This window comes from Jiangella mangrovi, assembly GCF_014204975.1.
In the GTDB taxonomy this organism is placed as follows: Bacteria; Actinomycetota; Actinomycetes; order Jiangellales; family Jiangellaceae; genus Jiangella; species Jiangella mangrovi.
This window is the reverse complement of sequence record NZ_JACHMM010000001.1, coordinates 3,114,795-3,141,112: the sequence shown is the minus strand read 5'-3', so window position 1 is coordinate 3,141,112 and position 26,318 is coordinate 3,114,795. Positions and strand designations below refer to the sequence as shown.

The 26,318-nt window shown below is 72.6% G+C and carries 22 protein-coding genes; 11 read left to right on the top strand and 11 right to left on the bottom strand.

Going from position 1 to position 26,318, the window contains the following annotated elements; all coding sequences use genetic code 11:
* Nucleotides 1-4 precede the first annotated feature (4 nt).
* Both HD601_RS14695 and HD601_RS14690 read right to left on the bottom strand, forming a co-directional pair.
* A complete protein-coding gene (locus HD601_RS14695; RefSeq protein WP_184822993.1) occupies nucleotides 5-1,351 on the bottom strand; it encodes an alpha-amylase family protein in 1,347 nt (448 codons plus the stop codon).
* Between the two features lie 43 nt (nucleotides 1,352-1,394).
* Nucleotides 1,395-2,735 carry an ABC transporter substrate-binding protein gene (locus tag HD601_RS14690; RefSeq protein ID WP_184822991.1) on the bottom strand — a complete coding sequence of 447 codons (1,341 nt, stop codon included), beginning with the start codon at nucleotides 2,733-2,735 and terminating at the stop codon, nucleotides 1,395-1,397.
* Nucleotides 2,736-2,995: 260 nt separating this feature from the next.
* Between HD601_RS14690 and HD601_RS14685 the strand changes: the two genes are divergently transcribed.
* The 3 genes from HD601_RS14685 (at nucleotide 2,996) to HD601_RS14675 (ending at nucleotide 5,521) form a co-directional block, all read left to right on the top strand.
* The gene (locus HD601_RS14685) at nucleotides 2,996-3,733 is read left to right on the top strand and encodes an FCD domain-containing protein (RefSeq protein ID WP_184822989.1); all 738 of its coding nucleotides are present in this window, start codon (nucleotides 2,996-2,998) and stop codon (nucleotides 3,731-3,733) included.
* An 85-nt stretch (nucleotides 3,734-3,818) separates the two neighbouring features.
* Entirely contained in the window at nucleotides 3,819-4,625 is an 807-nt protein-coding gene (locus tag HD601_RS14680) for a hydroxypyruvate isomerase family protein (RefSeq protein ID WP_184822986.1), read from the top strand.
* Nucleotides 4,622-5,521, top strand: a complete 900-nt coding sequence (locus tag HD601_RS14675; protein ID WP_221440993.1) for a 2-hydroxy-3-oxopropionate reductase — start codon at nucleotides 4,622-4,624, stop codon at nucleotides 5,519-5,521. Before HD601_RS14680 ends, HD601_RS14675 begins: the two co-directional genes overlap by 4 nt.
* On the opposite strand, the gene HD601_RS14670 is transcribed toward HD601_RS14675, so the two are convergent.
* The 7 genes from HD601_RS14670 to HD601_RS14640 all read right to left on the bottom strand — a co-directional run bounded on the left by HD601_RS14670 (nucleotide 5,518) and on the right by HD601_RS14640 (nucleotide 14,385).
* Nucleotides 5,518-6,423: a UbiA family prenyltransferase gene (locus tag HD601_RS14670; RefSeq protein WP_221440992.1), complete on the bottom strand. Its 906-nt coding sequence runs from the start codon at nucleotides 6,421-6,423 to the stop codon at nucleotides 5,518-5,520. The genes HD601_RS14675 and HD601_RS14670 overlap by 4 nt on opposite strands.
* A gap of 80 nt (nucleotides 6,424-6,503) precedes the next feature.
* Complete coding sequence (locus tag HD601_RS14665; RefSeq protein ID WP_221440991.1) at nucleotides 6,504-8,249, bottom strand: CocE/NonD family hydrolase; 1,746 nt, start codon at nucleotides 8,247-8,249, stop codon at nucleotides 6,504-6,506.
* 76 nt (nucleotides 8,250-8,325) lie between these two features.
* Nucleotides 8,326-9,807 carry a glycoside hydrolase family 3 protein gene (locus tag HD601_RS14660; protein ID WP_184822985.1) on the bottom strand — a complete coding sequence of 494 codons (1,482 nt, stop codon included), beginning with the start codon at nucleotides 9,805-9,807 and terminating at the stop codon, nucleotides 8,326-8,328.
* A gap of 1 nt (nucleotide 9,808) precedes the next feature.
* Nucleotides 9,809-10,648: a carbohydrate ABC transporter permease gene (locus tag HD601_RS14655; RefSeq protein WP_221440990.1), complete on the bottom strand. Its 840-nt coding sequence runs from the start codon at nucleotides 10,646-10,648 to the stop codon at nucleotides 9,809-9,811.
* Nucleotides 10,645-11,502 carry a carbohydrate ABC transporter permease gene (locus HD601_RS14650; protein WP_246401199.1) on the bottom strand — a complete coding sequence of 286 codons (858 nt, stop codon included), beginning with the start codon at nucleotides 11,500-11,502 and terminating at the stop codon, nucleotides 10,645-10,647. Before HD601_RS14650 ends, HD601_RS14655 begins: the two co-directional genes overlap by 4 nt.
* A 145-nt stretch (nucleotides 11,503-11,647) precedes the next feature.
* A complete protein-coding gene (locus tag HD601_RS14645) occupies nucleotides 11,648-12,943 on the bottom strand; it encodes an extracellular solute-binding protein (protein ID WP_184822981.1) in 1,296 nt (431 codons plus the stop codon).
* A 508-nt stretch (nucleotides 12,944-13,451) separates the two neighbouring features.
* A protein-coding gene (locus HD601_RS14640; RefSeq protein WP_425503369.1) for an IS5 family transposase occupies nucleotides 13,452-14,385 on the bottom strand; the annotation gives its coding sequence in 2 pieces (ribosomal slippage) (nucleotides 13,452-14,004 and nucleotides 14,003-14,385; 936 coding nt in all).
* Between the two features lie 306 nt (nucleotides 14,386-14,691).
* Here HD601_RS14640 and HD601_RS14635 point away from each other — a divergent pair.
* Nucleotides 14,692-15,912 carry an IS110 family RNA-guided transposase gene (locus HD601_RS14635; protein ID WP_184818979.1) on the top strand — a complete coding sequence of 407 codons (1,221 nt, stop codon included), beginning with the start codon at nucleotides 14,692-14,694 and terminating at the stop codon, nucleotides 15,910-15,912.
* Nucleotides 15,913-16,343: 431 nt separating this feature from the next.
* Here the strand turns inward: HD601_RS14635 and HD601_RS14630 are convergent, their stop codons facing one another.
* Nucleotides 16,344-17,543 carry an ROK family transcriptional regulator gene (locus tag HD601_RS14630; RefSeq protein WP_184822979.1) on the bottom strand — a complete coding sequence of 400 codons (1,200 nt, stop codon included), beginning with the start codon at nucleotides 17,541-17,543 and terminating at the stop codon, nucleotides 16,344-16,346.
* Between the two features lie 78 nt (nucleotides 17,544-17,621).
* On the opposite strand from HD601_RS14630, the gene HD601_RS14625 reads away from it, so the two are divergent.
* The 7 genes from HD601_RS14625 to HD601_RS14595 all read left to right on the top strand — a co-directional run bounded on the left by HD601_RS14625 (nucleotide 17,622) and on the right by HD601_RS14595 (nucleotide 25,398).
* Nucleotides 17,622-18,341 carry an SDR family oxidoreductase gene (locus tag HD601_RS14625; RefSeq protein ID WP_184822977.1) on the top strand — a complete coding sequence of 240 codons (720 nt, stop codon included), beginning with the start codon at nucleotides 17,622-17,624 and terminating at the stop codon, nucleotides 18,339-18,341.
* Between the two features lie 43 nt (nucleotides 18,342-18,384).
* Nucleotides 18,385-19,590, top strand: a complete 1,206-nt coding sequence (locus HD601_RS14620) for a hypothetical protein (protein WP_184822975.1) — start codon at nucleotides 18,385-18,387, stop codon at nucleotides 19,588-19,590.
* A 1-nt stretch (nucleotide 19,591) separates the two neighbouring features.
* A complete protein-coding gene (locus HD601_RS14615; protein ID WP_184822973.1) occupies nucleotides 19,592-20,140 on the top strand; it encodes a hypothetical protein in 549 nt (182 codons plus the stop codon).
* The gene (locus tag HD601_RS14610) at nucleotides 20,137-20,817 is read left to right on the top strand and encodes a hypothetical protein (protein WP_184822971.1); all 681 of its coding nucleotides are present in this window, start codon (nucleotides 20,137-20,139) and stop codon (nucleotides 20,815-20,817) included. Before HD601_RS14615 ends, HD601_RS14610 begins: the two co-directional genes overlap by 4 nt.
* Nucleotides 20,814-23,864, top strand: a complete 3,051-nt coding sequence (locus tag HD601_RS14605) for a coiled-coil domain-containing protein (RefSeq protein WP_184822969.1) — start codon at nucleotides 20,814-20,816, stop codon at nucleotides 23,862-23,864. The genes HD601_RS14610 and HD601_RS14605 overlap by 4 nt, the downstream gene beginning before the upstream one ends.
* Nucleotides 23,861-24,832: a prolyl aminopeptidase gene (pip, locus tag HD601_RS14600; protein ID WP_184822967.1), complete on the top strand. Its 972-nt coding sequence runs from the start codon at nucleotides 23,861-23,863 to the stop codon at nucleotides 24,830-24,832. Before HD601_RS14605 ends, pip begins: the two co-directional genes overlap by 4 nt.
* A 134-nt stretch (nucleotides 24,833-24,966) precedes the next feature.
* Nucleotides 24,967-25,398: a CoA-binding protein gene (locus tag HD601_RS14595; RefSeq protein ID WP_184822965.1), complete on the top strand. Its 432-nt coding sequence runs from the start codon at nucleotides 24,967-24,969 to the stop codon at nucleotides 25,396-25,398.
* Here HD601_RS14595 and HD601_RS14590 read toward each other — a convergent pair.
* Entirely contained in the window at nucleotides 25,395-26,201 is an 807-nt protein-coding gene (locus HD601_RS14590; protein ID WP_184822964.1) for a TrmB family transcriptional regulator, read from the bottom strand. The two genes, HD601_RS14595 and HD601_RS14590, sit on opposite strands and share 4 nt — an antisense overlap.
* Nucleotides 26,202-26,318 lie beyond the last annotated feature (117 nt).

The following is a 26,318-nucleotide window of genomic DNA, read 5'->3' as shown; positions in this document are numbered from 1 at the left end:
GGGGTCAGCGGGCCGGTTCCAGCGGCAGCGCCGGCTCGACGCCCGGGAGCGGCTGCCAGTCCTCGACCTGGCCCTCCCAGCGGCGCAGGCCGATGCGGACCGCGTCGAGACGCTCCATCGTCGCGCCGTCGTAGTGGCCGAGCGAGAGGCCGTCGCAGCCGGAGTCGACGGCGGCCTTCACACTCTGCGTCAGCGACTCGGTCGTCGCGTTCGGGCGGACGCCCAGCGCGGCGATCAGCCGCTGGTCCTCGCGCAGCGCCCGGCGGGCCTTCATCAGCTTGGCCCGCTTGATGGCGACGCCCTCGGCGGTGCCGTGCTGGTCGGAGTAGTCGGACTCGCGGACGGAGTCGACGTGGGCGAACGCCGACCTGAAGTCGAGCCCGGCCCGCTCCGGGACGGCCATGTAGGTGTTGTAGCGGAACTCGACGTCGCGGCCGGACGACGTCAACGCCGAGCGGACGTCCGCGAACAGCGAGTTCACCGAGTCCTTCCGGAACCGCAGCCAGGCGGCGAACGCGTCGTTCTCGAGCAGCAGCGTCGACTCGCGGTAGCTGGCCTCGTCGAGCAGCTGGCGCTCGTGCAGCTCGGCCAGCCCGGTCCTCGTCGAGAGGCGGGCCAGGTGGCCGACCTCGTCGACGATCGCGTCCCAGTCCAGCCCCTGCGAGCGGGCCAGCCGCTCGCACTCGGAGCAGAAGCAGCCGCCGGTCGCCGTCTGCAGCAGCCCCTGCCAGGAGCGCCCGCCGTCGCCGAGCGTGCCGCCGTCGCCGCCGCCGGATCCGAACAGCACCAGGCAGGTCTGCACGTAGTCGACGTCGTAGTGGGTGGCGAGGTCGCGGAACAGCCCGGTGAGATACGTGCGCACCTCGGGGTGGTTGAGGCACGGCAGCGCCCGCTGCGCCTCGACGGCCTCGAACGGACCGACGATCTGCCCGAACACGTTGCGCTGCAGCACGTCGGGGAACTGTTCGCGGGCGACGGCGGCGTCGAGGACGGTGTGCGAGATCTCGCAGCCGGTGCGCATCCCCCGCGCCCGCGCCGCGTCGATGAGCACCTGCAGCCAGTCGGTGCCCTTGAGGAAGTCGCGCTCGCTGGTCAGCGGCTGGATCCGGCCCGGGTACATCGCCGGGTCCGGGCGCCAGTACACCCGGCTGTCCTCCGGGACGTAGAAACGGCGCACCGGGTTGTGCGGGTAGAACCGCGCGTGCAGCGGCCGCTTCTCCTTGTGCATCACCCCGACCAGGTAGGCCGAGTTGACGGTGGACCGGCTGGCCAGCACGTCGAGGGCGTGGTCGGCGGTCTCGTCGGCGAGGTCCCAGGCGTACAGGCTGGCGGCGATCTCGGTCAGCGGCATGGTCTTCCTCTCGGTGGGGGACGAGCGGACGGGTGCGCGGGGCTCAGCCGGTGAGCGTCTGACGCAGGTCGCCGAAGACCTGCTCGACCGCGTCGTCGATGCTGATGCGGCCGTAGGCGAGCTCCTCCATGGCGAGGTTGACGCCGTCCTGGAAGGCGCCGGCGGTGTCCGGGGCGGGCGGGATCGGGTCGATCGGCGCGGTGGCCTCGAAGTCGATGTACTCGATGAACTCCGCCTCGGGCTCGCTCAGCGTCGGCAGGATGTGCTCGCGCATCGCCTGCGTGGCCGGCGCGCCGATGGTGGTTCCGATGACCTCGGCCCGCTTGGGGTCGTTGAGGAGGAAGTTCACGAACTCGACGGCGGCGTCGACGTTCGAGCTGTCCGCGGAGATGCCGAGGATGTTCGGGTCGATGCCGATGGACGAGGCGCCGTCGCCGCCGTTGCCGGGGCACGGCATCAGCGTGAGGTCGTCCTCGCTCAGGCCCTGCAGCTCCAGCAGCTGGTTGGAGTTGCGCATGTGGAACGCCGACAGCCCGCGGATCATCGGCGCGCCCTCGAAGAACGGGTTCTGCTCCAGCGCCAGCTGCGGCGGGACGGCGGCGCCGGAGTCGCGCATCTCCTGCCAGTACTCCAGCCAGGAGCGCAGCGTGTCCTCGGTGAAGCCGAGGTCGCCGCCGTCGTCGTACAGGTTCTCGCCGCGCTGCCGGGCCCAGGCGCGGAAGAAGTGCGGGGCGCCGGCGTACGTGGGCTCGTCGGTGCCGTAGAACAGGTCACCCTTGGCCTCGCGGATCTGCCGGCAGACGTCGGCGTACTCGTCCCAGCTGAACGACTCGGGGTACTTGCGGGCCTCGATGCCGACCTCGTCGAGGACGCGCTGGTTGGCGAAGAGCCCGATGGACTGCAGCCCGTGCGGCAGCGCGTACTGGACGCCGTCGACCTGCCCGGACAGCAGGAGCGAGTCCTCGAACCCGTCGCCGTCGATGCCGTTGCCGATGACGGTGGAGAGGTCGACGAGGTGGCCGTCGCGGCCGAGCTGCGGGAGCAGCGGGCCGACGATCCAGAACACGTCTGGCAGGTTCCCGCCGGCCATCGCGACCGTCGTCTTCGTCTCGATCGCGTCGATGGCGCCGAACTCGGGCTCGACGCGGATGCTGCTGTGCTCGGTGTGGAAGTGGTCGACGGCCTCCTGGAAGCGCTTGACGCGGTCGTCGGAGCCCCAGAACGCGAACCGGATGGTGGCCGGGCCGCCACCGCCGCCGCTGCTGCTGGAGCCGCCGTCGTCGCCGCAGCCGGCCAGCAGGCCGGACCCGGCCAGCCCGGCGCCCACCGCGGCGCTGGCCTGGAGGAACGTGCGCCGCGAGAGCGCACCGTCGTGAGCAGCCATGGGGGTGTCCTTTCGACGTCGGACCGCGGCCCCAGGTGGTGGGACACGCTAGATTGGTCCAACCACCCAGCCAGTCCGAGACTAGGAGTGACCCACGCCACTGTCAACAGGTCGGTCATGTGCGGAATGTCCGGCGGTCACGCGGCGGCGCTCATCCGCCGGACCCGGCGACACCGGTACTGACCTGTGCGTTCACCCGTCCACATCGGCGTAGGACGAGGGCTACAGTGGCCACACGAAGACGAGAGGATCGACATCAGGTGGTTCAACCAGACGGCCCCGCGTTCCACGCGGTCGAACGGTCGAAGGTCTACTCCTCGGTCGTCGACCAGATCCTCGCGAGCATCCGCGACGGGCGGCTGCCACCGGGCAGCGCACTGCCGGCCGAGCGGATCCTCGCCAACCAGCTGCAGGTGAGCCGCGGATCGCTGCGCGAGGCGATCCGGGTGCTCGAGCACGCCGGCGTCCTCGACGTCCGGGTCGGCAGCGGCACCTACGTCAGCCTCGACAGCGGCTCCGACACCACCATCCTGCGCGCCCAGGCGGCCCTGATCGGCGAGCACAGCCCGCTCGACCTCATCGTCGCCCGGGCCGCCATCGAGCCGGTCTGCGCCGAGCACGCCGCGCGCTCGCACCACCCCAGTGACCTGCAGGCCATCGAGGACGCCGTCACCGAGCAGGCCCAGGTCACGCACGCCGGCGGCGACCCCAGCGAGGCCGACGCCGCCTTCCACCTGGCCGTCGCGGTGGCCTCGCACAACGGCGTCCTGGTGGCGCTGCAGCGCACGCTCAACGACCTCATGCACGAGCACACGTGGAGCGACCTCAAGCACCGGTCGCGGTCCCGGTCGCACGCCTCCGAGGACTACCTCGAGCACCACCGGCTGGTGCTCGAGGCCATCCGGCATCGCGACCCGCGGCGGGCCGGCCAGCTCATGGTCATGCACATGAGCGCCATCGAGACCGGTCTGCTGGCCGAGGTCGAGCGCGCTGGTTGACAGCGCTGTCACGACGCTTCTATGGTCGAATCGGCCGAGTGGTTCGACCAATCTACGGCGGGCCACCACCTACGACGGGATTGTGATGCCTGAGCCGCGACTCGCCGTCAACTGCTCGATCCTGCTGACCGACCTGCCGCTGCGCGAACGGCTCGACGCCGTGCGCGCCGCCGGCTTCGAGGCGGTGGAGTTCTGGTGGCCGTTCCCCACCGCCACTCCGGCCGACGCCGAGGTCGAGGCGTTCGTCGACGCCGTGCGGGCGTCCGGGCTGCGGCTGGTCGCACTGAACCTGTTCGCCGGCGACCTCCCGGCCGGCGAGCGCGGCCTCGTGTCCTGGCCCGGCCGCGAGGACGAGCTGCTGGCCAGCGTCCGGGTCGCGACGTACATCGGCGGCGAGCTGGGCTGTCGCCGCTTCAACGCGCTGTACGGCAACCGGCTCCCGGGCCGCGACCCCGCGGAACAGGACGCCGTCGCCGTCGGGACCCTCATGGCGGCCGCCACCGGACTGGGCGTCATCGACGCGACCGTGCTGCTCGAGCCGGTCAGCGGCATCGACGCCTATCCGCTGCGTACGGCGGCGCAGGTCGTCGCCGTCGCCGACCGAGTCGCCGCCGAGACCGGCCGCACCAACATCGGGCTGCTGCTCGACGTCTACCACCTCTCCGTCAACGGCGACGACGTGCCGGCGGCCATCGAGCTGTACCGCGACCGCATCGCGCACGTCCAGCTGGCCGACGCCCCGGGCCGTGGCGCGCCCGGCACCGGTTCGCTGCCGCTCTCCGACTGGATCGACGACCTCGCCGCCGGCGGATACGACGGCTGGATGGCACTGGAACACGTGAGCGCCGACGCGGACCCGTTCGCGTGGCGCACGGAAGGGAGCTGGCGATGACGGCCATCGGCTTCATCGGCCTGGGGGTCATGGGCGGCCCCATGGCGGCGAACCTGGTGAAGGCCGGGTTCGACGTGACGGGGTTCAACCGCAGCCCGGCGAAGGTCGAGCGGCTCGTCGCCGCGGGCGGGCGCGGGGCGACGTCGGCGGCCGAGGCCGTCGAGGGCGCCGACGTCGTCGTCACCATGCTCCCCGACTCCCCCGACATCGAGGCCGTGCTGCTGGGCGGGTCCGGCAAGGGTGACGACGGCGTCCTGGCGCGGCTGGCGCCCGGCACCGTCGTCGTCGACATGAGCACCATCCGCCCGGACGTGGCGCGGTCGCTGGCCGCAGCGGGTGCCGAGCGCGGCATCGGCGTGCTCGATGCCCCGGTCAGCGGTGGCGAGCAGGGCGCCGTCGACGCGACGCTCTCGGTCATGGTCGGCGGCGAGGCAGCGACGTTCGACACCGCGCGGCCGGTGCTCGACGCCGTCGGCCGCACCATCGTCCACGTCGGCCCGGCCGGCGCGGGCCAGACCGTCAAGGCGGCCAACCAGCTCATCGTCGGCGGCACGCTGCAGCTGGTCTCCGAGGCGCTGGTCTTCCTCGACGCCCACGGGGTGGACCGGTCGCGGGCGGTCGAGGTGCTGGCCGGCGGTCTGGCCGGCAGCGCCGTCCTCGACCGCAAGGCGCCGGCCATGCTCGCCCGCAACTTCGACCCCGGCTTCCGGGTCGACCTGCACCACAAGGACCTCGGCATCGTCACCGCCGCCGCCCGAGAGGCGGGGGTCGCCATTCCGCTCGGCGCGCTGGTGGCGACGCTCATGGCCTCGCTGCGCGCCCAGGGCCACGGCGACCTCGACCACGGCGCCCTGCTCCTGCAGGTCGAGCAGCTCTCCGGCCGCGCGGACGACTAGACCGCGCCGGTGTAGGTGAGGACGAACGTCACGCTCGGCACCAGGAACAGCGTGGCGACGGCGATGATGCCGCGGAAGGTCTGCTCGGCCCGGACCAGCCGCCGGTAGGCCACCACCAGCAGCGGCACCAGCACGATCTCCATCGGCAGCATCGACCGCGGGATCACCACGTCGGCCGCCGACATGACCAGCGACAGCAGCCCGGCCGCCAGCCAGAGCGCCAGCCCCAGCAGGTACGTGCGCCGTGCCCCGAGCGCCACCGCCACCGTCGTGTAGCCGCTGATCCGGTCCGCCTGCAGGTCGGCGAGCGTCGTCGGCACGTACAGTGCGGCGCCGACCAGCGTGCCGAGCACCGCCATGGGCCAGGGGAACTCCGACAGCGGCCGGAGCAGCGACCACCCGGCCAGCTGCCCGGCGGCGCCGATGGCCAGGGCGTTGACGGTGACGTCGAAGCCGGGGCGAGCCTTGAGCCGCAGCGGCGGCGCGCTGTACGCCCAGCCGACCAGCAGCACGACCGCCGTCCCGAGTGCGAACAGCGGCCCCACGACCAGCGACGCCGCCACGGCCAGCACCGCCGCCCCGGCCGACACCCCGAGGGCGGCCGACGGCGTCAGCCTGCCGCTGACCAGCGGCGACGTGGCTTTGCGGGGGTTGAGCCGGTCGCCGCGCAGGTCGTACGCGTCGTTCACGGCCAGCACCGAGAGCCAGACCAGCGGGCCGATCACGACGGCGCCGAGCGCCAGCACCGGCCAGTCGTCCACCGGCGGCACGATGCTGCGCGTGGCCAGCACCACCCCCAGGTAGTACGGCACCAGCGAGACGAACCAGAACCAGGGCCGGCCGATCGCCAGCACGTCGCCGGCCAGCTGCCGGACGCCGGGCCGGGTGCGCGTCATCGTCATGCCGACGATGCTCCCGGCCCGGCCCACCGCCCGGCCTCCCCCGCACGGGGGAACGGACGGGCGCGGCTACCCCGGGGGAGTTAGCGGAGGACGGGCAGCAGCAACCGCGACGACGAGTACACGGTGTTGACGGTGTCGTCCCCGACGGGCGTGTGCGTGAAGTTCAGCATCGCGTGTGCGTTGCGGCTGGTGTCGTCGCTGGTGAGGGCGAGCCGGATGCGGTGACCCCGGCCGAAGCGGCGGGCGGCCGGGACCAGCGGGATCCGGTAGCGGACGGGCCGGTCCGGCGGGACGGGGACGGAGCGGCGCTGCGGCAGCACTGGCCGCCCGAGCGTGCTGGCGGCCTCGTCCACCTCGCGCAGCCCGGCCCGCAGCCAGCCCTGAGTGACGTCCGACACCGACCCGTCCGGCGCCACGTCCTGCAGCAGGGCGATCCAGGCCGTGTCGGTGGCACTGCTGCTCGCGGTGAGCTGCAGCTCGCCGTGGCCGACGACGTCGACATCGGCGGTCAGCGGCCCGGTGGTCCAGGCGATGACGTCCGGCAGGCCCGGCGCCGCCAGGTCGGGCGTGGCGTAGCTCCGGGCGCCCTGGTGCTCGGCCCCGCCCAGGCTGGCGTCCGCGTTGAGGGCGAGCTCGGTGTGGTCGGCCGGCGGCGGCCAGACGTCGCTGGTCCGCCACCCGCCGGCGCCGTCGGAACCGTCGATACCGTCGGCGCCGGGCAGCCGGTACCGGATCGGCGGGCCGTCCAGGATCCCGGTCTCGCGGCCCTTGAGCCAGAGGTCGAACCAGGCGAGGGCCTCGAGGTGCATGCTCTCCCACGGCCAGGGCAGCCCGTGCTCGCCGAGGATGCTCAGCCGCACGTGCGGGTTGCTTGACAGCGCGTCCCAGGCGGCGAAGGCGCCCGGCAGGTGCAGGGGCACGTTGCTCCACTCCGACCCGAGGTAGACGGGGATGTCCACGCCGGCGAGCAACGGCGTCAGGTCCCGCTCGGCCCACCACACGTCGCGGGTCGGGTGATCGACCGCCACGGCGTTCCAGAGGTCGTTCCACGGCCGGCCGGCATGGGGCAGACGGCCGGTCAGGCGCAGCGCCCGCACGACCGCCGCGCCGCCGGTCGTGGCGAACCGGCGGTGCACGGCGGGGGCGGCGAACACCCGGCGCAGCAGGTTCGCCACCGGGCCGCGGTACACCCGGTCGCCGTGGGCGGAGAGCACGCCGACCGTGTTCAGCCACGGGCCGATGAACCCGCTGCTGAGCAGGCCGTTGTGGTAGGCCGCCTCTCGCAGCGACACGGTGACGTCGAACGGGAACACCGCACGCAGGTGCGGCGGCCGCTGCGACGTCGCGGCCAGCTGGGTCATCGCGTAGTAGCTGATGCCGATCATGCCGACGCCGCCGTCGCACCCGGGCTGGGCCGCGACCCACTCGACCAGGTCGTACAGGTCGCGCCGCTCCTGGGAGTCGAAGGCTCCCCAGGTGCCGCCCGAACCGACGGTGCCGCGCAGGTTGGCGATGACGTGGCCGTACCCGCGCGGAACCCAGAAGTCGCTGGCGCCGGCCTCGATCACCCCCGCCGGTGCGCCGAGGTCCTGGAGCTGGCGCGGGTACGGCGCCGCCGACAGCAGCGCCGGGAACAGCCCGCCGGACGCGGGCCGGCGGATGTCGGCCCGCAGCACGGTGCCGTCGCGCATCGGGACGCCGACGTCGTACTGCACCACCATGTCGTGTTCGGCCGTCGACAGGTTCCGGTACTCCCTGCCGGTCGTCTGCGGACCGTTGAGCTGCCGCTGGCCGGGCGCCGTCCCGGCCGCCATGGGGTGTGCCATGGCCCCTCCCCCGTCGGACCTCAGCACCACCGTACGGCCGGACGGCGGTGCTGAGGGGTGCGACGGGGGCCCGGTTTCAGCCCGCGGTGAGGCCGGTTGCCAGCAGCTCGGCCGCCGCCTCCGCCGTCACCCGCGCGGCCCCGTGCGTCAGCACGTAGTTCTGGCCCAGCACCTCGGGCAGCGGGTTGACGTCGTGGTCGACGACGATGAGGTCCGGCCGGGCGGCCCGGGCGGCCTCGACCACCGCGACCTGCCACGGACGCCGCCGGACCCCGCGGACGCCGACGATCAGCCGCCGTGACGGCAGCGCGGCGAGGACTGCCGGCAGGTCCGCCGTCGACTCCGTGACCCGCGCGAGCACCGTCCCCGGCAACCGGTCGACCAGGTGCCGGCCGATGCCCCACGGGATGGGGCCGGCGGCGATGGTGGGGTCGTCGTCGAGCTCGACGACCAGCGGCGGCCCGTCGAGGGTGACGTCGCCGTGGACGGTGACGGCGCGCCGTGCGGCCTCGGCCGCCGCACCGTGCACCACCGCCGACGGCGAGACCTCGCGCAACCAGCGGCGCAGCGCGTGGACCCGGCCGGCCGCCTCGGCCAGCCGCTCTTCGGGCAGCCGGCCCGACCGCACGGCCTCGATGATCGCCGCGACGATCGCCTCGAGCGGCTCCGGCGTGACGGTGTCGCCGCCGACGCACAGCGCGTCGACACCGGCGGCCAGCGCCAGCACCGCGCCCTCGGGGTGCCCGACGGTGTGGCTGATGGCGTGCATGTCCATGCCGTCGGTCATGACCAGGCCGTCGTAGCCGAGCTCGTCGCGCAGCAGGCCGGTGATGATCGGCCGCGACAGCGTGGCCGGGCGGTCGCCGTCGAGCGCGGGGAAGCGGATGTGCGCCGTCATGACGATCTTCACGTCGGCCTTGACGGCGGCCCGGAACGGCGGCAGGTCGCGCGCCTGGATGACGTCGAGCGCGTCGTCGATGGACGGGACGGTGAGGTGGCTGTCCTCGCTGGTGCCGCCGTGACCCGGGAAGTGCTTCGCCGTGGCCGCGACGCCCTGCGCCTGCTGCCCCGCGACGAACGCCGCGACGTGCCGGGCGACGAGGTCGGGGTCGAAGCCGAACGAGCGCACTCCGATGACGGGGTTCAGCGGGTTGGAGTCGACGTCGGCGACGGGGGCGAAGTTGAGGTCGACGCCGCAGGCCCGCAGCCGGGCGCCGACCTCGGCCGCCGCCCGCTCCGTCGCCTCGGGGTCGTCCAGTGCGCCGAGCGCGGCGTTGCCGGGCAGCGTCGACCCCGTCGAGACGTCGAGCCGGGTGACGTCGCCGCCCTCCTCGTCGATGCCGACCAGGAGGTCCGGGTTGGCCGCATGCAGCGCGCCGGTCAGTGCGGCCACACCGGCGTCACCGCGGGCGGGGTCGACGTTGCGGCCGAACAGGACGACGCCCCCGAGCCCCTCGGCCGCCATGCCGGCGAGCCAGGACGGCACCTCGTGGGCGCCCAGGAAACCCGGGAAGAGCGTGGCGAGCGCGAGCTCGCGCAGGTCGTGAGGGTGGTTCATGTCAGCCCTTCACCGCCCCGGACACCAGACCCGAGGTCATGCGGTGCTGGACGAGCAGGAAGAAGATCATCACCGGCACCGCCACCAGGACGGATCCGGCCATGATACCGGCCCAGTCACTGATGCGATTGGACTCGGTGAACGAGCGCAGCCACAGCGGAAGAGTCATGTTCTCCGGTCTCGTCATGATCACCAGCGACAGGGTGAACTCGTTCCAGGCCTGCAGGAACGCGTACACCCCGCTGGCGACGAGGCCCGGCGCCAGCAGTGGGAGGGTGATGCGGAAGAAGGCCTGCAGGCGGCTGCAGCCGTCGACCAGCGCCGCCTCCTCCAGGTCGCGCGGGACGCCGTTGACGAACCCGCGCAGCATCCAGATCGTGAACGGCACGACCGCCGCGATGTACAGCAGCGACAGCCCGATGACGCTGTTCAGCAGCTGCCAGCCCTCGAGCAGCTTGAACTGCGAGATGAACAGGCCCTCGGCCGGGATCATCTGGATGATCAGCACCGCCAGGATGAAGCTGCGCCGGCCCTTGAAGCGGAACCGCGACAGCGCCAGAGCGGCGAAGAACGCGAACAGCAGCGCCGCCACGACGGTGATGCCGGTGACGGTCGCGCTCACCCGCAGCGTGTCGAAGAAGTTGCTGTCGAACACGCGGCCGTACGCCGCCGCCGTCCCGTCCAGCGGGAAGAACGTGGGGTCGGCCGCCCGGATCCGGTTGTACGGCAGGAAGGAGCTGTTCAGCATCCAGTAGACCGGAAACATCCAGATCAGCGCGATGACGACGGCGACGACGCCGAACGTGCGCTGCCGGGTGCGGACGCGGGTGCGCGTACTCACAGCTCCTCCTCGCGGACCAGGACCCGGACGTAGTAGAGGCTCAGCGCGACGGTGAGCAGCAGGACGAACCACGACGCGGCCGCGGCCAGCCCGAACTCCCCTTCGCCCAGCCCGAGCCGGTAGATGTAGGTGCCGATGAGGTTCGTCTCGGCCGTGATGCCGCCGGCGTCCTGCAGCACGAAGATCTGGGTGAACACCTTGAGGTCCCAGATGATCTGGAGCAGCGCCACGATGAGCAGCACCGGCTTCACCAGCGGAACGGTGATCTGACGGAACCGCTGCCACGCCGTCGAGCCGTCGATCTCCGCCGCCTCGTACAGCTCGCCCGGCACCTGGGTCAGGCCCGCGTAGACCGAGAACGCGACGAACGGCACGCTCATCCAGACCACGATCACCGTCGCGACCGTGAAGAACGAGAGCTGGTCGATCAGCCACGAGTGCCCGGCGAACTGGTCCAGGCCCAGGTTCGTCAGCAGCCAGTTGATGACGCCGTACTGCGAGTCGAACAGCCACTGCCACACTGTCAGCGACGCCAGGTGCGGCATCGCCCACGCCAGCAGCAGCCCGATCTGCAGTGTCAGCCGCGGGCCGCGGCCGACCAGCGTCATCAGGACCGCCAGCGCCGTGCCGACCACCATGGTGATCGCGGCGTTGACGATGCAGAACAGCACCGACCGGACGATCACCGTCCACAGGTAGGAGTCGGTGACCAGCGTGACGTAGTTGTCCAGGCCCACCCACTCCGGCGGCTGCCCGAACTGCTGCGCCAGCCCGTACTCCTGGAACGACATGACCGCCTGGCGGTACAGCGGGTAGCCGAGCGCGGCGACCAGGACCGCCAGCGCCGGCACCAGGAGCACGTACGGGAGCGGCGAACGCTTCGGCCGTCGGGGCCGGCGGGGTGCGACGTCACCCGCCGGCCCCCGGCCGGTCCTCGTGGTGGGCGGAGTGGGCCGGCCGGGTCCCTGGTCCCGGCCGGCCTGCTCCTCCGCTCGGGCGTCAGCCGAGCTGGTCGGCGATGGTGGCATCGGCTTCTTCGGCCAGCTGCTGCACGTCGCCGCCGTTGGCGAGCGCGACGAACAGGTCCTCGAGGACGCGAGAGCCCTCGACGGTGGCCCAGTTGGCGGCGGCGGGCGTGAGCTTGGCGTTCGTGACCGCCTCGATGGTCGCGGCGGCGAACTCGTCGGTGCCCAGGCCCTCGGCCAGCGAGACCTTCGCCGGAGTGAGGCCGTTCTCCGCGTACTGGCTCTGGAACTCGTCGCTCATGATCAGCTCGAGCAGGCTCGCGGCCAGCTCCTGGTTCTGCGACGTCGCCGAGATGGCGATGTTCGAGCCGCCGAGCAGGACGGGGGCCGGCTCGCCGTCGGTGCCGGGCAGGGCGAAGACGCCGATGTTCGCCATCATGTCCGGGCAGCCGATCGCCGGGTCCTCCAGGCTGCCGCGCAGCCAGCCCGGACGCAGCATCATGCCGACCTCGCCGGCGCACATCGGGACGTGACCGTCGGCCTCGTTGCCGTCCTTCGGCGCGCCGGAGGCCTCGGTGAACAGGCGCTGGACCAACGCCAGGCCCTCCTGCGACTCCGGGCTGGACAGGGCGCCGGACCAGGTGCCGCCGTCCTCGACGGCGAAGTCGCCGCCCGCGTCCCACAGGAACGCCGCGCCGTCACGCCAGTCCTGGCCGGGCAGCCAGAAGCCGGAGAAGTTCGGCGTGGCCGCGTTGTCCTGCTTGAGCTTCACGGCCGCGTCGACGAACTCCTGCATGTTCGTCGGGACCTCGAGGCCCGACGCCGCGAGCAGGTCCTTGCGGTAGAAGATGTAGGACGAGCCGGCGTACAACGGGACGGCGTACGTCTTGCCGTCCGCGCTGCCGGCGTCGACGAAGCCCTGCAGCAGGTCGTCGCCGCCCAGGTCCGGCACCAGGTCGGTGATGTCGGTGAACGCCCCGACGGTGGTGAAGGTGGGCGCCTGCGTGTTCCCCACCTCGACGACGTCGGGCGTCTCCGACTCGCTGCCCAGCGACGTGGTGAGCCGGTCGACCAGGCCCTCCCACTGCTGCTCCTCGATGGTCAGCGTCGAGCCGGGGTTCTGCTCCTCGAACTCGGCGACCAGCCAGTCGCGCATCGACTGGGGCGTGTCCGGGCCGTTGAGCCACAGCCGCAGGTCGGCGGGCTCCGGCGTGCCGGCGCTCTCGCCACCGGCGGCGGGTTCGGTGCTGTCGTCGCCGTCGCCGCCGCATGCGGAGAGGGCGAGCGCCGCGGCGGCCAGGCCGGCGGTGAGGCGAAGTGCTCTGTTCACGGCGGTTCCTCCGGTTCGGCCCGAGCAGGGCGCTGACGGTGAACTGGAAGCTAACCTTCCAGTAATTGAGCCTACTGTAAGGTTTCTTGCCAGTCTTGTCCGTCACGGTTCCGTAACTTCGGGCCATGGAGGTCTGCCGGGGCGCTGAGGTTCTGCCGGGGTGATGAGGTCAGCTCCCCATCCCCTTGCCGCCCAGTCTCTTAGCCGCGGAATCGCGCCTCAAGCGGACCGAACGGGGCGCTTCGCGCCAAGGAGGACCGCTTGACCCGCGCTCCCGCGGCCAAGAACCTGGCAGCTATCAGGGGGACGGGGAGACCCTGGGCACGCCTCGCCGTTCTGCACCGGTTCCGCCGGGATCATGGATGTCCGCGGCCGCGTCCTGGTCTGGTGTCACGGCCACGGACCCCATTCGGCCGTTTCGCGTGACGGCAGACCAGCACGTGACACCAGACCAGGACCTACGGCCGCGACTTCACTACGCGGAGCCGACCTGACTAGAGCGTGTCTCCTATATGCGCGCCCATGTGATGCAGGCGGACAGCACGACGGCGGCGCGGTAGGTGATCGCGAGCTTGTCGTAGCGGGTGGCCAGTCCTCGCCATTGCTTGATCAGAGCGAAGGAGCGTTCGACGACGTTGCGCTGCTTGTAGGTCTGCTCGTCCAGGGCCGGAGGTCGCCCGCCGGCCGAGCCCTTGCGTTTGCGGGCGGCGATCTCGTTCTTCTTCTGCGGGATCACGGCCTTGATGTGCCGGGCTGCGAGCATCTGGCGGTTGACGCCGGAGGTGTAGGCGCGGTCGGCGATCACCGCGTCCGGGGTGGTGCGGGCCCGGCCCGGCCCCAGGCGAGGGACGCGGATGTCGGCCAGCACCTCGGTAAGCATCACGCCATCGTTGCGCTGCCCGCCGGTGATGACCGCGGCCAGCGGGCGGCCGTGTCCATCCACCGCAAAGTGGATCTTGCTGGTCAGTCCGCCACGCGACTTGCCGATACCGTGACCTGCAGGTTCACGTTCCCCGCCGATCGGGCTAGGAACGAACCCGTCAGGCTGACTCGTGTGATTCGCCCGCGCCCCCCGTGTCCCGCTCCGGGCGCGTGGTGTTCGTGGCGTGCTGGTGGGCACGGTTGATCGTGGCGTCCACCGACACCGTCCAATCGATCTGACCAGCGGCGTCCGCCTGGGCAAGCAGCCCGGCCAGCACCTTGTCCCAGGTCCCATCCTCGGCGTATCGGCGGTGCCGCTTCCAGACCGTCTTCCACGGCCCGAATGGCTCTCGGGGCAGGTCCCGCCACGGGATCCCGGTCCGGTACCGGTAGACGATCCCCTCCACCACCCGCCGGTTATCCCAGAACGGGTGGCCCCGCCGCCCCGCGTTCGACGGCAGCAACGGCTCGATCTGCTCCCACTGAGCATCGGTCAACGACTCAAACCGAGACGAACTCACACTGCGATCATGCAGCGCGACTCATCACAGATATGGGAGACACACCCTAATGGGGATCGACCGGCGTTTCTGCGTTGGCTGTTGTGCGTCGATGGGAAGGCTGGTCGTCGAGCCGCCGGCCGGTGAGCACTGCCACGCCTCGGAGATGGTTGATTCCTAGGGCTAGATCGTGCCCCGGCCGGTCGGTGAGGGCTGTCGTAGCGCTGATGGGGTGTCGTGCCGTGCGAGCACTGATCCATTAGGTCGCCGCCGAGGCCCTCGTGGCTCCGACCTGTGTCACGACATCGAGAGGGCTGAGGCGATGTGATGATCTTCGTGGGTGATGACTGGGCCGAGGACCACCACGACGTGCATGTCATGGACGAGGGCGGGACCCGGTTGGCGTCGCGGCGGCTTCCCGAGGGGCTGGCGGGCATCGGCGGGCTGCACGAGCTGATCGCCGGGTATGCCGACGAGCCGGGCGACGTGGTGATCGGGATCGAGATCGACCGGGGCCTGTGGGTCGACGCGCTGACCGCGGCCGGCTACCAGGTGTATGCGATCAACCCGCTGGCGGTGACCCGTTACCGCGACCGCCACCATGTGTCCGGTGCCAAGTCCGATGCCGGGGATGCCAAGCTTCTGGCCGATCTGGTCCGCACCGATCGGCACAACCACCGCCCGGTCGCCGGCGACACTGGCCAGGCCGAGGCGATCAAGGTGCTCGCCCGCACCCACCAGAGCCTGATCTGGGCGCGGAACAAGCACACCAACGCGCTGCGCTCGGCGTTGCGGGAGTACTACCCGGCCGCCCTGCAGGCCTTCGACGACCTGCATGATCGTGACGCGTTGGCGGTGCTGGGCCGTGCCCCGGCTCCAGCCGACGGCGCCCGGCTGACGATCGGTGCGATCCGTTCCGCGCTCAAGCACGCCGGGCGGCGCCGCAACCTGGACCAGCGGGCGGCGCAGATCCAGGCCGCGCTACGCACCGAACAGCTCACCGCGCCCGGCCCGGTGACGGCCGCGTTCGCTGCGACCACCCGCGCCACGGCCGGCATCATCGTGGAGTTGAACCGGCAGATCAGCGAGCTGGAAACCCAGCTCAACGACCATTTTGAGCAACACCCGGACGCCGACATCTACCTCTCCCTGCCAGGACTCGGTGATGTGCTCGGCGCCCGGGTGCTCGGTGAGTTCGGGGACGACCCCGACCGCTACACCACCGCCAAGTCTCGCAAGAACTACGCCGGCACGTCACCGTTGACCATCGCCTCGGGCAAGAAACGTGCCGTGCTCGCCCGCCACGTTCGTAACCGCCGCCTCTACGACGCGATCGACCAGTGGGCATTCTGCTCACTCAGCGCCAGCCCCGGATGCCGAGCGTTCTACGACCAGCACCGCGCCGCCGGGGACCTGCACCACCAGGCACTACGCGCCCTGGGCAACCGACTCGTCGGCATCCTGCACGGCTGCCTACGCCACCACACCCACTACAACGAACACACCGCCTGGGCCCACCGGGGCCAAGATCAACCAGAGGCCGCTTGACAAGTTACGCCCCTGGGATGTCTAGCCAGAACCGTCTTCCGCGCCCCAACGCGAGCTCAGAAGACGACTTCCGATAGTGAAGTCGGCTCTGCGTAGTGAAGTCGACCTACCGCGCCCACACCCTCCTGGGGGGTCTGACGCACGTCTTGGGTCTGCGCCGCACCAACCGGCCGAATCGGGCCCAGAAACGCGGCGCAAACCCAAGACGCCACACAGACCCAAGACCAAGCAGTCCGGCGACCACCCACCCGTCGCCAGACTCCCCCCGTCCGCCTGATAGCTGCCGAGTTCTTGGCCCCGGACGGGCGGGTCAAGCGGACCCCAACGGCGCGCAGCGCCCAAGGGTCCGCTTGAGGCGACCGGCCGGGGCTAAGACACTGGGCAGCAGGGGGACGGGAAACCCAACCCCACCCCACGAACCACAGCGAACCTCACTCCGTCGAAGTGAAGAGGGTCTGGCGAGCCAGGTCCACCGCGGTCAGCACGGCACCACGCAGCACCGGCGCGTCCGTCACCGTCGTGGGAACCACCTGAGGATTGACCGGGGCGATGCGCCGGACGTCCTCGCCGACCATCTCGCAGAGCCGTTCCCCGCCGGCCGCGCCGATCGAGCCGGCCACCACGACCAGCGCGGGATCGACGACGGTGCAGACGGCCGCGACGCCCAGCGCCAGCCGGTGCGAGAACACCTGCAGGAACGCCTCGGCCGCGGCACCTCCGCCGGCCAGCGCCGCACGCACCGCCGCGGCCGCGCCGTCGGCCGACACGCCGTGCTCACGCGCCAGCTCGTCGACCGCGCCGGCGCCGACCAGGCCCTGGAACGCGCCCTGCGCCGGCCGCTCGACCGTCGCCGGCGAGCGGACGCCGCGCACCGGCAGGTAGCCGATCTCGCCGGCCGCCCCGGTCGCGCCGCGGTGCAGGTGCCCGCTGAGCACCACCGCGAGACCGACGCCGCGCCCCACCCACAGCAGCACCATGTCGTCGACGTCGCGGCCGGCGCCCTCGGCCCGTTCGGCGACGGCGGCGAGGTTGACGTCGTTCTCGAAGGTGACCGCGCAGCCGAGGTCGTCGGCCAGTCGTTCCCGCAGGCCGCGGTGCCAGCCGGGCAGGTCGAAGGAGAGCTGGATGTCGCCGGTGGACGGTTCGACGACGCCGGGCATGCCGATGACGAGGTCGTCGACGTCGGCCAGCGCGATGCCGGCGTCGGACGCCGCGGCCAGCGCCATGTCGTGGATGAGCCGGCGCGCGTCGGCCCCGCCTGCGCCCATCTCGGCCGACACGTCCGCCGTCGCCGACCCGATGACCGCGCCGGTGACGTCGGCCACCGACGCCTTCGCGAGGTCGGGGTTGAGCTCGACACCGACGGAGTAGGAGCAGCCGGGCCGGACGGCGTACAGCTCGGCGTTGGGCCCGCGCCCGGCCGACCGCGTGCCGACCACCTCGACGAGGTCGCGCTCCTGCAGCCGCGCGAGCAGCTGCGACGCCGTCACCTTGGAGAGGCCGGTCATGCGGCCGAGGTCGACCCGTGTCAGCGGCCCGGCGGCGAGCAGCAGCTCGAGCGCGCTGCGGTCGTTGATCGCCCGCAGCAGGCTCGGAGTGCCAGGTCGTTGCGACACGTCTGCTCGCTCCATCCGGAAAGACGCCTTCCGATGAAAAGTATTACCGCATGCGCAAGCGAGGCGCGCGACACAACACCCTAGGGTCGCCGCATGACGCGACCCGTCCTGCTCATCACCGGCGCCTCGCGCGGCATCGGCGCGGCCGTAGCCCGGCGGGCCGCGGCGGCCGGCTACCGCCTCGTCCTCACGGCCAGAACAGCCGGCCCGCTCGAGCAACTCGCCGCCGAACTGGGCGACGACGGCGACGACGGCGGGGCCGACGGCGTCCTCGCCCGGACCGTCGACGTCACCGACTGGACGGCGCTGAGCGGCCTGGTCGCCGAGATCGAGGAGCGGCGGGGACGCCTCGACGCCGTCGTCGCGAACGCCGGCGTCAGCGTCCTGACGTCGTTCTTCGGCGACGGCGGCGCCCCGCCCGAGGAGTGGCGCGACCTCGTCCTCACCAACGTCTACGGGCCGGCGCTGACCGCCCGCGCGGCCCTCCCCGCGCTGCGCCGAACGAGAGGTCACCTCGTCCTCACCGGCTCGACCGCGGGCCGGGGCATCCGCAGCGGCAGCCTGTACTCGGCCACCAAGTGGGCGGTCACCGGGCTGGCGCAGGCGATCCACGCCGAGTGCGCCGGCACCGGCGTGCGCGTCACGCTCTTGCAGCCCGGCCTCACCGACACCGGGTCGATCCCGCCGTCGCGCGCGAACGACCCCCAGCTCGAGCCCGACGACGTCGCCGCGGCCGTCCTCTACGCCCTCGGCCAGCCCCCGCACGTCGACGTGACCGAGATCGTCGTTCGGCCGATCGGTCACCACCTCTGACTCCGTTGGACAGCGGGCCCACCTCGGATGGCATGCTGTCCCGATGACCGCCGGGCCCGAGCTGACGCTGGACCAGCTGGCCGGCGATGCCGCCGTCGAGCGGCTCTACCGGCAGGTCTTCGCCGTCCTGGCCCGCGAGTCCGGGGCCATGATCAGCGACGTCGAGCTGCTCGACGTCGACGAGGCGATCCTCGACGCGTTCGCCGACGCCGGGCGCGACGGCCTCACCGTCGACCAGGCGGTCGCGGCCTGCCGGCCCATCGACCCGGGGCTCATCCACCGCCGCTTCGAGGTCCTGCGCGACTACGGCGCCATCAGCAAGGTCGTCGAGCGCCCCAACGAGCGCTTCCACCGGGCCGCGTTCGCGCCGTACGTCATGCTGCTGTTCCTGCGCCGGCTGGCCGAGCAGGGCGGCCAGGCCGAGCTGCACCAGCTGCTCACACTCGAGCACGTCAGCGTCACCGCGCCCGACGCCGAGCCCGAGACCGGGCAGACCACGATCAGCCGGCTGACCAGGATCTTCCGGCACCTCGGCAACGAGCTGGCCATCCTCGCCGCCGGCAGCACGGCCGAGCAGCTCGGCGACCACGCGCAGCTGCTCTGGGGCAACAAGGGCCTGATCAGCCAGGCCGAAGAGGTCCACACCGTCGTGCTGACCCGCTGGCCGCAGCTCGACCGCGAGTGCACCGCGCTGCGCATCGCCCTGGCCGCCTACGGTGACGCCGTCGAGAAGGCGGCCGGCCGGCTCATCGAACAGGCCGGCACGACGCGGGCGCTGGGACTGCTGTCGGTCGAGGCCTGGCTGAGCTTCGCCCGCTCGGCCTCCGAGGACGACCTCGCCGGCGTCCTCGACACCTTCGTCTTCGACGCGCCGGCGCCCTGGTTCTCGCCGAACCTACTCACCGAGGCGGTCGAGAGCGGCCGCAGCGCGACCACCGTCCGGCAGCCGCCGCCCCGGCCCGAGGGTGCGACGGCGCCGCCGCCCGACGACGTCCGCCCGGCCGACGACGCGACGACCTTGCGCGAGACGGCGGAACGACTCCTGAACGACGGCGACAGCGTGCCGGTCGCCGCTGTGCTCGACGGCGCCGGCGACTGGCTCGCAGCGCGGCGGGTGCTGGCCGACCTCACCGCCATCCACCACCATGCCGACCTGGAGTACGAGCTGACCTGGTCCGACGGGTTCCGGGTCGACCCCGAGCGCAGCCCGGCGTGGGCCTCCGACGGAACGTTCCGCAGGACCGCCTGACATGACCAGCGACGACGACACCACCCTCTGGTGGGCGCGCTACCGCGCGGCCGGACCCCAGCGCATCAGGCCCGCCGACGCCTACCCGGCCGGCATGACCCGCCTGGTCGAGCCCGACGCGAGCGCCGTCTGGCTGCTGCCGGAGCTGCCCGACAACGCCCGCCCCGACGTGCTCGACGAGCTGGGCCTGGCCGGGGTCGCCGTCGACCAGCCCAACGACACCGCCCGCGTGCTCGCCGCGTGCCTGCGCTGCTGCTGGGCCGAGCCCAGCGGCCCGGTCTGGCCGGCCGTGGCCGCGCCGTACGACCAGGTCGTCGGCGTCTTCCGCGGCATCACGGGCAACCGCGACGAGCGCGCACTGCACGCCGCCGCCATGGGTGCGGTCCGCCGCCTCGCGGGCGCCGGCTGGGTGCTGTTCGACGAGGACGCCCGCGTCGTGCGGCTCGGCCCGCGGGTCGCGTCGTGGAGCGCCGCCGAGCTGAGCACGCTGCGCGAGCTCTGGCGCTCGATGCCCCCGCCATCGGCCCCGCCGGCAGGTGGCGCGGCATGAGCACTCTCTTCGACACTGTCCTCGCCGACCTCAACGAGCGCCACCGCGACGAGGTCATGGCCGCGTTCGCCGCGCTCGAGCACGGCCGCGAACCGGTCCCCGAGGCGCACCTGCTGGCGCTGCGCGACGCGACCGTCCGCCGCGACCTGCAGCGACTCCTCTATCGCATGGGCCGCACGCTGGTCCGCGTCGGCAGCACGCACTGGACGTCCGGGTTCCGCGATGACGTCGCCGCGCAGCTCGCCGCCGAGGGCGCCACGGCCCAGTCCCGCATAGACCGCGCGGTGCTGGTGCTGGTGCTCGTCCACTCGGTCGCCATTCCGCGCAGCCAGGGGCTCATCGGCGGCGACTCGTGGACGTCGGGCCACCCGACCTCGGTCGACGAGCTGACCCGGTACACGCAGCTGCCACGCGGCGAGATCCGCCCGGCGCTGCAGCGGCTGCGCGCCGCCGGGCTGGTGCAGATCGCCCCGGCGCGCGGCCGGACCACCACGACCGACGGGCCTGCCTACCTGCCCGGGCCGGCGCTGCACCGGCTGACCAAACCGGCCCGCGAGCGGCTGGAGCACGAGCTGATCCTGGCGGCCGCGCCGGACAGCCCGCTGGCGGCGGCCATCCGCGCCCGCCGCCCGGCACCCGCACCGAGTACCACCGTGGAGAGGAACGACGACACGTGAGCGCAGCCTTCGACGTCGTCGGCGAGCGCGTGCTCGTCGGCGTCCAGGTCGTCGACATCTCCCGGCTGTCCACCCACCCGGTCCCGATGATCGGCCAGGGGCTGGTCACCGTCGCCGGGCAGGGGCCCAAGGACTCCAACGGCGCCGGGAAGTCGTCGTTCATCGCCGCGCTCAGCCTGCTGCACGCCGACGAGCAGTGGCGGCTGGCCAGCGGGGCGGCGGGGGCGGCCGAGCTGCTGTTCACCGCCGAGCTGGCCGCCCAGGAGGGCCGCTGGTCCAACGTCGACCGCGGCTACGTCATCGGCGTGTTCGCGACCCCCGGGACGGCCTCGCTCACGGAGCTGACCAGCGACGTCATCACCGTCTGGCTGCGCGTCAACCGCAAGGCGCCCTACCTCGACCTGCGCTGGACCGCCGGACTGCATGTCCCCTACGGCGCGACGGAGTCCGAGCGGGCCGCGCGGGTCGACGAGCTGTGGCAGGAGCTGCCGCGCAGCAACGGCCGCACCGACTTCCACGCCGGCCAGCTGTCGCGGGTGCTGTTCGGGCAGAACGCGCGCTGCGTGTCGTTCCTGTCGACGTCGGTGCGCGCCAGCCAGGCGGCGAACCTGCTGGCCCAGCCGCTGAACGACCTGCCGCCGCACCGCATCTTCGACGCCATCGCGACGCTCACCGGGCTCGACCGCGAGCTCGAGCACGAGCAGGTCCTGCGCACGGCCGAGCACCGCCACCGCAGCGACGTCCTCGACGCCGAGCGCGACCTCGCCTCGTGGGAGAGCGAGATGGCCGTCGTCGAGGCCGGCATCGCCCGCCGGCTGGCGGCGCGCGAGCTGCTCGACGAGGCGCGCTCGGCCTGGCGCTCGCGCTGCGCCCGGCATCTGCTCGACGGCGTCGAGCGGGCGTCGGAGCTGCGCCAGGCGCTGGCCGAGCTGGACGAGACCGAGGCGGGACTGAAGCAGGAGATCGAGGCGGCCGAGGACCGGCTGGCCGCGCTGACCGACGACGACGAGTCCGCCCGCCGGTTCGAGGCGGCCCAGCGCAGCCGCAACGAGCTGATCGCGCGCGACCGCGAGCTCGAGGCCGCCCAGCTGGCCGCGGCCCAGCACATTGAAAGACTCAGCTCGGCTGTCCGATCGCTCACCGACGAGGCCCGCGGCGCCGACGGCCGCACCCCGCCGGTCGCGGCGGCCGAGCTGGACGACGCCCGGACGGCGCTCGAGGAGGCCATCGCCGCGCAGGCCCTCGCCCGGGCCGCCGCCACCGAGGCCCGCCGCAAGGTCACGGCCGCCGAGTCCGGCGACGACGTCGCGGCCGAGCAGGTCGAACGGCTGCGGGCGGCCAAGATCGAGGCCACGGCGCTGGTCGACGTCGTCGCCGTCGACCCCGGCGAGCGCGACGTGTGGGAGCCGCGGCTGGCCCCGTACCGCGAGGCCGTCGTCGTCGGGCGCAAGGACGCCGCGAAGGCGGCGAAGGCGCTGGCCGGGCTGCCCGGCTCGCTGCTGGTGCTGGCCGACGAGAAGAAGGGCGCGCCCGACCTCACGGCGTTCCTCGACGCCGTCGCCGCGCGAGCCGGGGCCGACCCCGTCGTCGATGAAGCGGCCGGAGTGCTGGCCATCGGCGGGTTCGCCGAGCCGATCACGGGTCAGCCCGCGCGCGTCGCCGCCGCCGAGGAGGCACACCGCGAGTCGACGACGGCGCTCGAGGCGGCCGCCGCGGTGGTCGAGCAGGCCCGGACGGCGCTCGCGCGGGCCGACGCCCGGGCCAAGGCCGCCGACGCCGCCGAGCGCGCCGACGCGATGCAGAAGGAGATCGGCGAACTGCGCGAGGCGAACACCGACCGGCAGGACCGCCGCGAGGCGCTCGCCCCCGACCTCGCCGCCGCCGAGGACGCCTACGCCCGCGAGCTGGGCGTGCACAACTCCCGCGAGGAGCGGGTGACCAGCCTGCGCGACACCCGAAAGCGGCTCACCCAGACGCTGCGCGAGAGGGAGGCGGAGCGGTTCGCGCTGACCGAGGAGCGCGACGGGCTCGTCCTGCTCGACCGCGAGAAGGCGTGGGGCGACTCCCCCGACGCCGCCCGCCGTCACCTCGTCTCGCTGCCGGACGAGGTGCAGACGCGGACCACCGCCGCCTGGGACGACGACGCCACGCGGCTGACCAACGAGGTCGCCGTCCGCTGCTTCCCGCCCGGCACGCCGCCCGAGGAGCTGACCGCCGAGCTGCGCGAGCTGCTGGTCACGCAGAACTGGACCGGCGGGACGCTCGAGACCCGGGTGACGCTGGTCGCGCCGCTGCTGCGGGCGCTCGACACGCACCTCGAGGACACCGAGGAGCACGATCAACACCAGCTGAAGCAGATCACCGAGCAACGCTCGCGGCGCACCGCGGACCTCTCCGCCGCCCGGCTCGGGCACGGCGAGGCCGAGCAGACCGCGCGAGCCCACCGCACCTCGCTGGCGTCGGGCATCAAGGCGATGCTCAAGAAGGTCGCGGCGGAGTTCGACCGGCTCGACCAGGAGTACGGCGGCTACGGCGCCGGCCTCGACTATCCCGAGCCGGAGCCGCCGTCGGAGCCGGACAAGCCGTGGCGCTGGACCGTCAGCCCCAAGTGGCGTCGCGCCGAGGGCCAGCGGATGTCCGCGTACACGCTGCGCAGCAACACCGCGCAGATGGACGAGAAGGCGGTCAAACTGGTCTGCGCCGCAGCGCTGGCCCGCGGCGGCGACCGGCCGCTGCTGCTGATCCTCGACGAGCTCGGCCGCAACCTCGGCAAGCAGCACCGCCGCGAGGCCGTCGCCCTGTTCGAGCGCATCGGCAACGACCACAACATCACCGTCGTCGGCGCCCTCCAGGACGACATGGAGCGCTACGCCATCGAGGCGTCCGGCCTCTACGTCAAGCTGCGCCGCCGGTCGGACACCATGGCGTACAACGAGGAGCCCGTGGTGGTCGGCAACGACGCGAACGCCGCCCGGGTCGAGTTGCTGCGCACCTGGATGACGTCGTTCCGCCCCGGCACGCTCGACGTCGAGTCCGGGGTCGCGTGATCGAGCCGTACGCGCACGGGCTGCTCGACGTCGGCGACGGGCACCGCGTCTACTGGGAGGAGTGCGGCAACCCGGCCGGTCAGCCGGCCGTGGTGCTGCACGGTGGGCCGGGCGCCGGCTGCGGCCCCGGTCACCGGACGCTGTTCGACCCGGACCGCTACCGGATCATCCTGCTCGACCAGCGCGGCTGCGGCCGGAGCACGCCTCGCGCGGGTTCTGACGCCGGGTTGGCCGCGAACCACACCTGGGCGCTGGTCGACGACCTCGAGCGGTTGCGGGCGGACCGCGGGATCGAGCGCTGGCTGGTGCTCGGCGGTTCGTGGGGCAGCACGCTCGGGCTGGCGTACGCGCAGGCGCATCCGTCGCGGGTGACGGCGCTGGTGCTGGCCAGCATCGCGCTGCTGCGCCGCGACGAGGACGACTGGCTCTACGGCGGCGGCGCGGCCCGGTTCTTCCCGGAGGCGTGGGCGGCGTTCAGCGCGGTCGTTTCGGACGCAGACGGCGCGGACGGCGCGGACGCCGCCGGCGGCGCCGCGGCCGTCTTCGAGGCGTATCACCGGCTGCTGCAGGACCCCGACCCCGCCGTGCGCGACCGGGCGGTGGCGGCCTGGTGCGCCTGGGAGACGGCGACCGTGAGCCTGCACCCGGACCCGCACGCCGCCGACGCGTTCGCCGACCCGGACTTCGCGGCGACGTTCGTGCGGATCGTGGTCCACTACTTCCGCCACGGCGGCTGGCTCGAGGACGGGCAGCTGCTGCGCGACTCCGGCCGGCTGGCCGGCATCCCCGGCGTGCTGATCGCCGGCCGCGGCGACGTGCAGACCCCGGTGCGGACGGCGTGGGACCTCGCCCAGGCCTGGCCCGACGCCCGCCTCGTCGTCGTCGAGGATGCGGGCCACGTCTCCGCCGACTCCGGCCTCGCCACCGAGCTCCGCCGCGCGACCGACGCCCTCGCGGAGCGAGGATGAACACGTCGAAGGTGTAGACGCTGATGCCAACAGCAGTTGGCGTCAGTGTCTACACGTCCGAGTTGGACATTCTCGCCCCGTCGCCGCGCGTCGGTCAGGGGGCGCGCAAGCCGTGACGGGCATACGCTCGAAGGGTGACCACGCACGTGAACGACCCCGGCACCGTTCGCCGGCTGCTGACCACCCGCGCCACCTGGGCGGTCGTCGGGCTGTCGGAGAACCGGGCGCGTGCTGCGTACGGGGTCGCGCGGTTCCTGCGCGACCGCCTTGGTATGGCGATCGTGCCGGTGAACCCGCGCGGCGAGGGCGCCCACGACGCCGTCGGCCACAAGAAGCTGGCCGACGTCCCGGGACTGGTCGACGTCGTGGACTGCTTCGTGAACAGCCGGCGGGTCGGTGAGGTCGTCGACGACGCCATCGCCGAGAAGGACCGGTTGGGCATCACGGCCGTATGGCTGCAGCTCGGCGTCGTCGACGAGGCCGCGGCCGAACGCGCGAAGGCGGCCGGGCTCGAGGTCGTCATGGACACCTGCCCGGCCATCGAAGCCCCTCGCCTCGGCCTCTAGTACGACCGCGCCGCCACCACGTCGTCGAGCGAGCGCGCCTGCGACCACAGGCTCTCGAACGCGATCTTCAGGGTCGCCGCCAGCGCTTCGTGCTGCACGACGAGCGTGGTGACGGAGCCGTCGCCCTCGGCGGGGTCGGGCATGTTGAACGCCACCGACCGGCCGTCGACGATGGTGAGCTTCAGCGGCAGCTCCGTCGTCAGCCGGATCTGCTCGCCCAGCGCCGCCCAGGTGCGCACCCGCTCGGCCATCTCGGCGTCGTCGAGGATCGACGTCTCATAAATCGAGCGCTGCACGATGCCGGCCGGCACCTCGGAGTTCGACGGCGTCGACGCGCCCAGGTAGGGCGGGTGGACGAACGTCAGTACCTCGTGCCGGGCGTCGGTCCAGAGGCGTTGCACCCGCTCGACGGCGTGCTCGCGGTCGCGCAGCACCTCGACGAAGTCGAACGGGTTCCCGTGGTCCTGGCCGCGCTGGTACAGCGAGCGTAACTGGCCCACCATGTCGGTGGTGGTGCGGGCCAGCCGCTCCAGCTCGCGCCGTCGCACCGCGATGAGCAGGTCGGTGACCTGGTCCGGCGGCTGGGCGCGGTAGCGCACCGCCTGCCCCGGCACCTGCTGGACAAGGCCGCGCTCGGACAGTGAGGCCAGCACGTCGTAGGCGCGCTGCCGCGGGATGGACGCCATGCGCGCGATCTCGGCGGGCGTGGCGTCGCTGCGGCCGATGAGCGCCAGGTAGGCCCGCGCCTCGTACCTGGTCAGGCCGAGATCGACCAGGCCGGCGACGTTCGCGGACGTGTCCATGCGGCTCACTTTAACCCCCTTGTCACCATTGACAGTGGTGACAGGGTTCGTCTAGTTTCACCGGGTACCGGGTGGCTCATGACAATGTGCATCTCCGCACGTCATCTGCCCGGGAAC

What these genes read in the sequence shown, in the direction of transcription:
- HD601_RS14695 (WP_184822993.1), bottom strand. Translation starts at nt 1,351, where the DNA reads ATGCCGCTGACCGAGATCGCCGCCAGCCTGTACGCCTGGGACCTCGCC.
- HD601_RS14690 (WP_184822991.1), bottom strand. Translation starts at nt 2,735, where the DNA reads ATGGCTGCTCACGACGGTGCGCTCTCGCGGCGCACGTTCCTCCAGGCC.
- HD601_RS14680 (WP_184822986.1), top strand. Translation starts at nt 3,819, where the DNA reads ATGCCTGAGCCGCGACTCGCCGTCAACTGCTCGATCCTGCTGACCGAC.
- HD601_RS14675 (WP_221440993.1), top strand. Translation starts at nt 4,622, where the DNA reads ATGACGGCCATCGGCTTCATCGGCCTGGGGGTCATGGGCGGCCCCATG.
- HD601_RS14670 (WP_221440992.1), bottom strand. Translation starts at nt 6,423, where the DNA reads ATGACGATGACGCGCACCCGGCCCGGCGTCCGGCAGCTGGCCGGCGAC.
- HD601_RS14665 (WP_221440991.1), bottom strand. Translation starts at nt 8,249, where the DNA reads ATGGCACACCCCATGGCGGCCGGGACGGCGCCCGGCCAGCGGCAGCTC.
- HD601_RS14660 (WP_184822985.1), bottom strand. Translation starts at nt 9,807, where the DNA reads ATGAACCACCCTCACGACCTGCGCGAGCTCGCGCTCGCCACGCTCTTC.
- HD601_RS14635 (WP_184818979.1), top strand. Translation starts at nt 14,692, where the DNA reads ATGATCTTCGTGGGTGATGACTGGGCCGAGGACCACCACGACGTGCAT.
- HD601_RS14630 (WP_184822979.1), bottom strand. Translation starts at nt 17,543, where the DNA reads ATGGAGCGAGCAGACGTGTCGCAACGACCTGGCACTCCGAGCCTGCTG.
- HD601_RS14625 (WP_184822977.1), top strand. Translation starts at nt 17,622, where the DNA reads ATGACGCGACCCGTCCTGCTCATCACCGGCGCCTCGCGCGGCATCGGC.
- HD601_RS14620 (WP_184822975.1), top strand. Translation starts at nt 18,385, where the DNA reads ATGACCGCCGGGCCCGAGCTGACGCTGGACCAGCTGGCCGGCGATGCC.
- HD601_RS14615 (WP_184822973.1), top strand. Translation starts at nt 19,592, where the DNA reads ATGACCAGCGACGACGACACCACCCTCTGGTGGGCGCGCTACCGCGCG.
- HD601_RS14610 (WP_184822971.1), top strand. Translation starts at nt 20,137, where the DNA reads ATGAGCACTCTCTTCGACACTGTCCTCGCCGACCTCAACGAGCGCCAC.
- HD601_RS14590 (WP_184822964.1), bottom strand. Translation starts at nt 26,201, where the DNA reads ATGGACACGTCCGCGAACGTCGCCGGCCTGGTCGATCTCGGCCTGACC.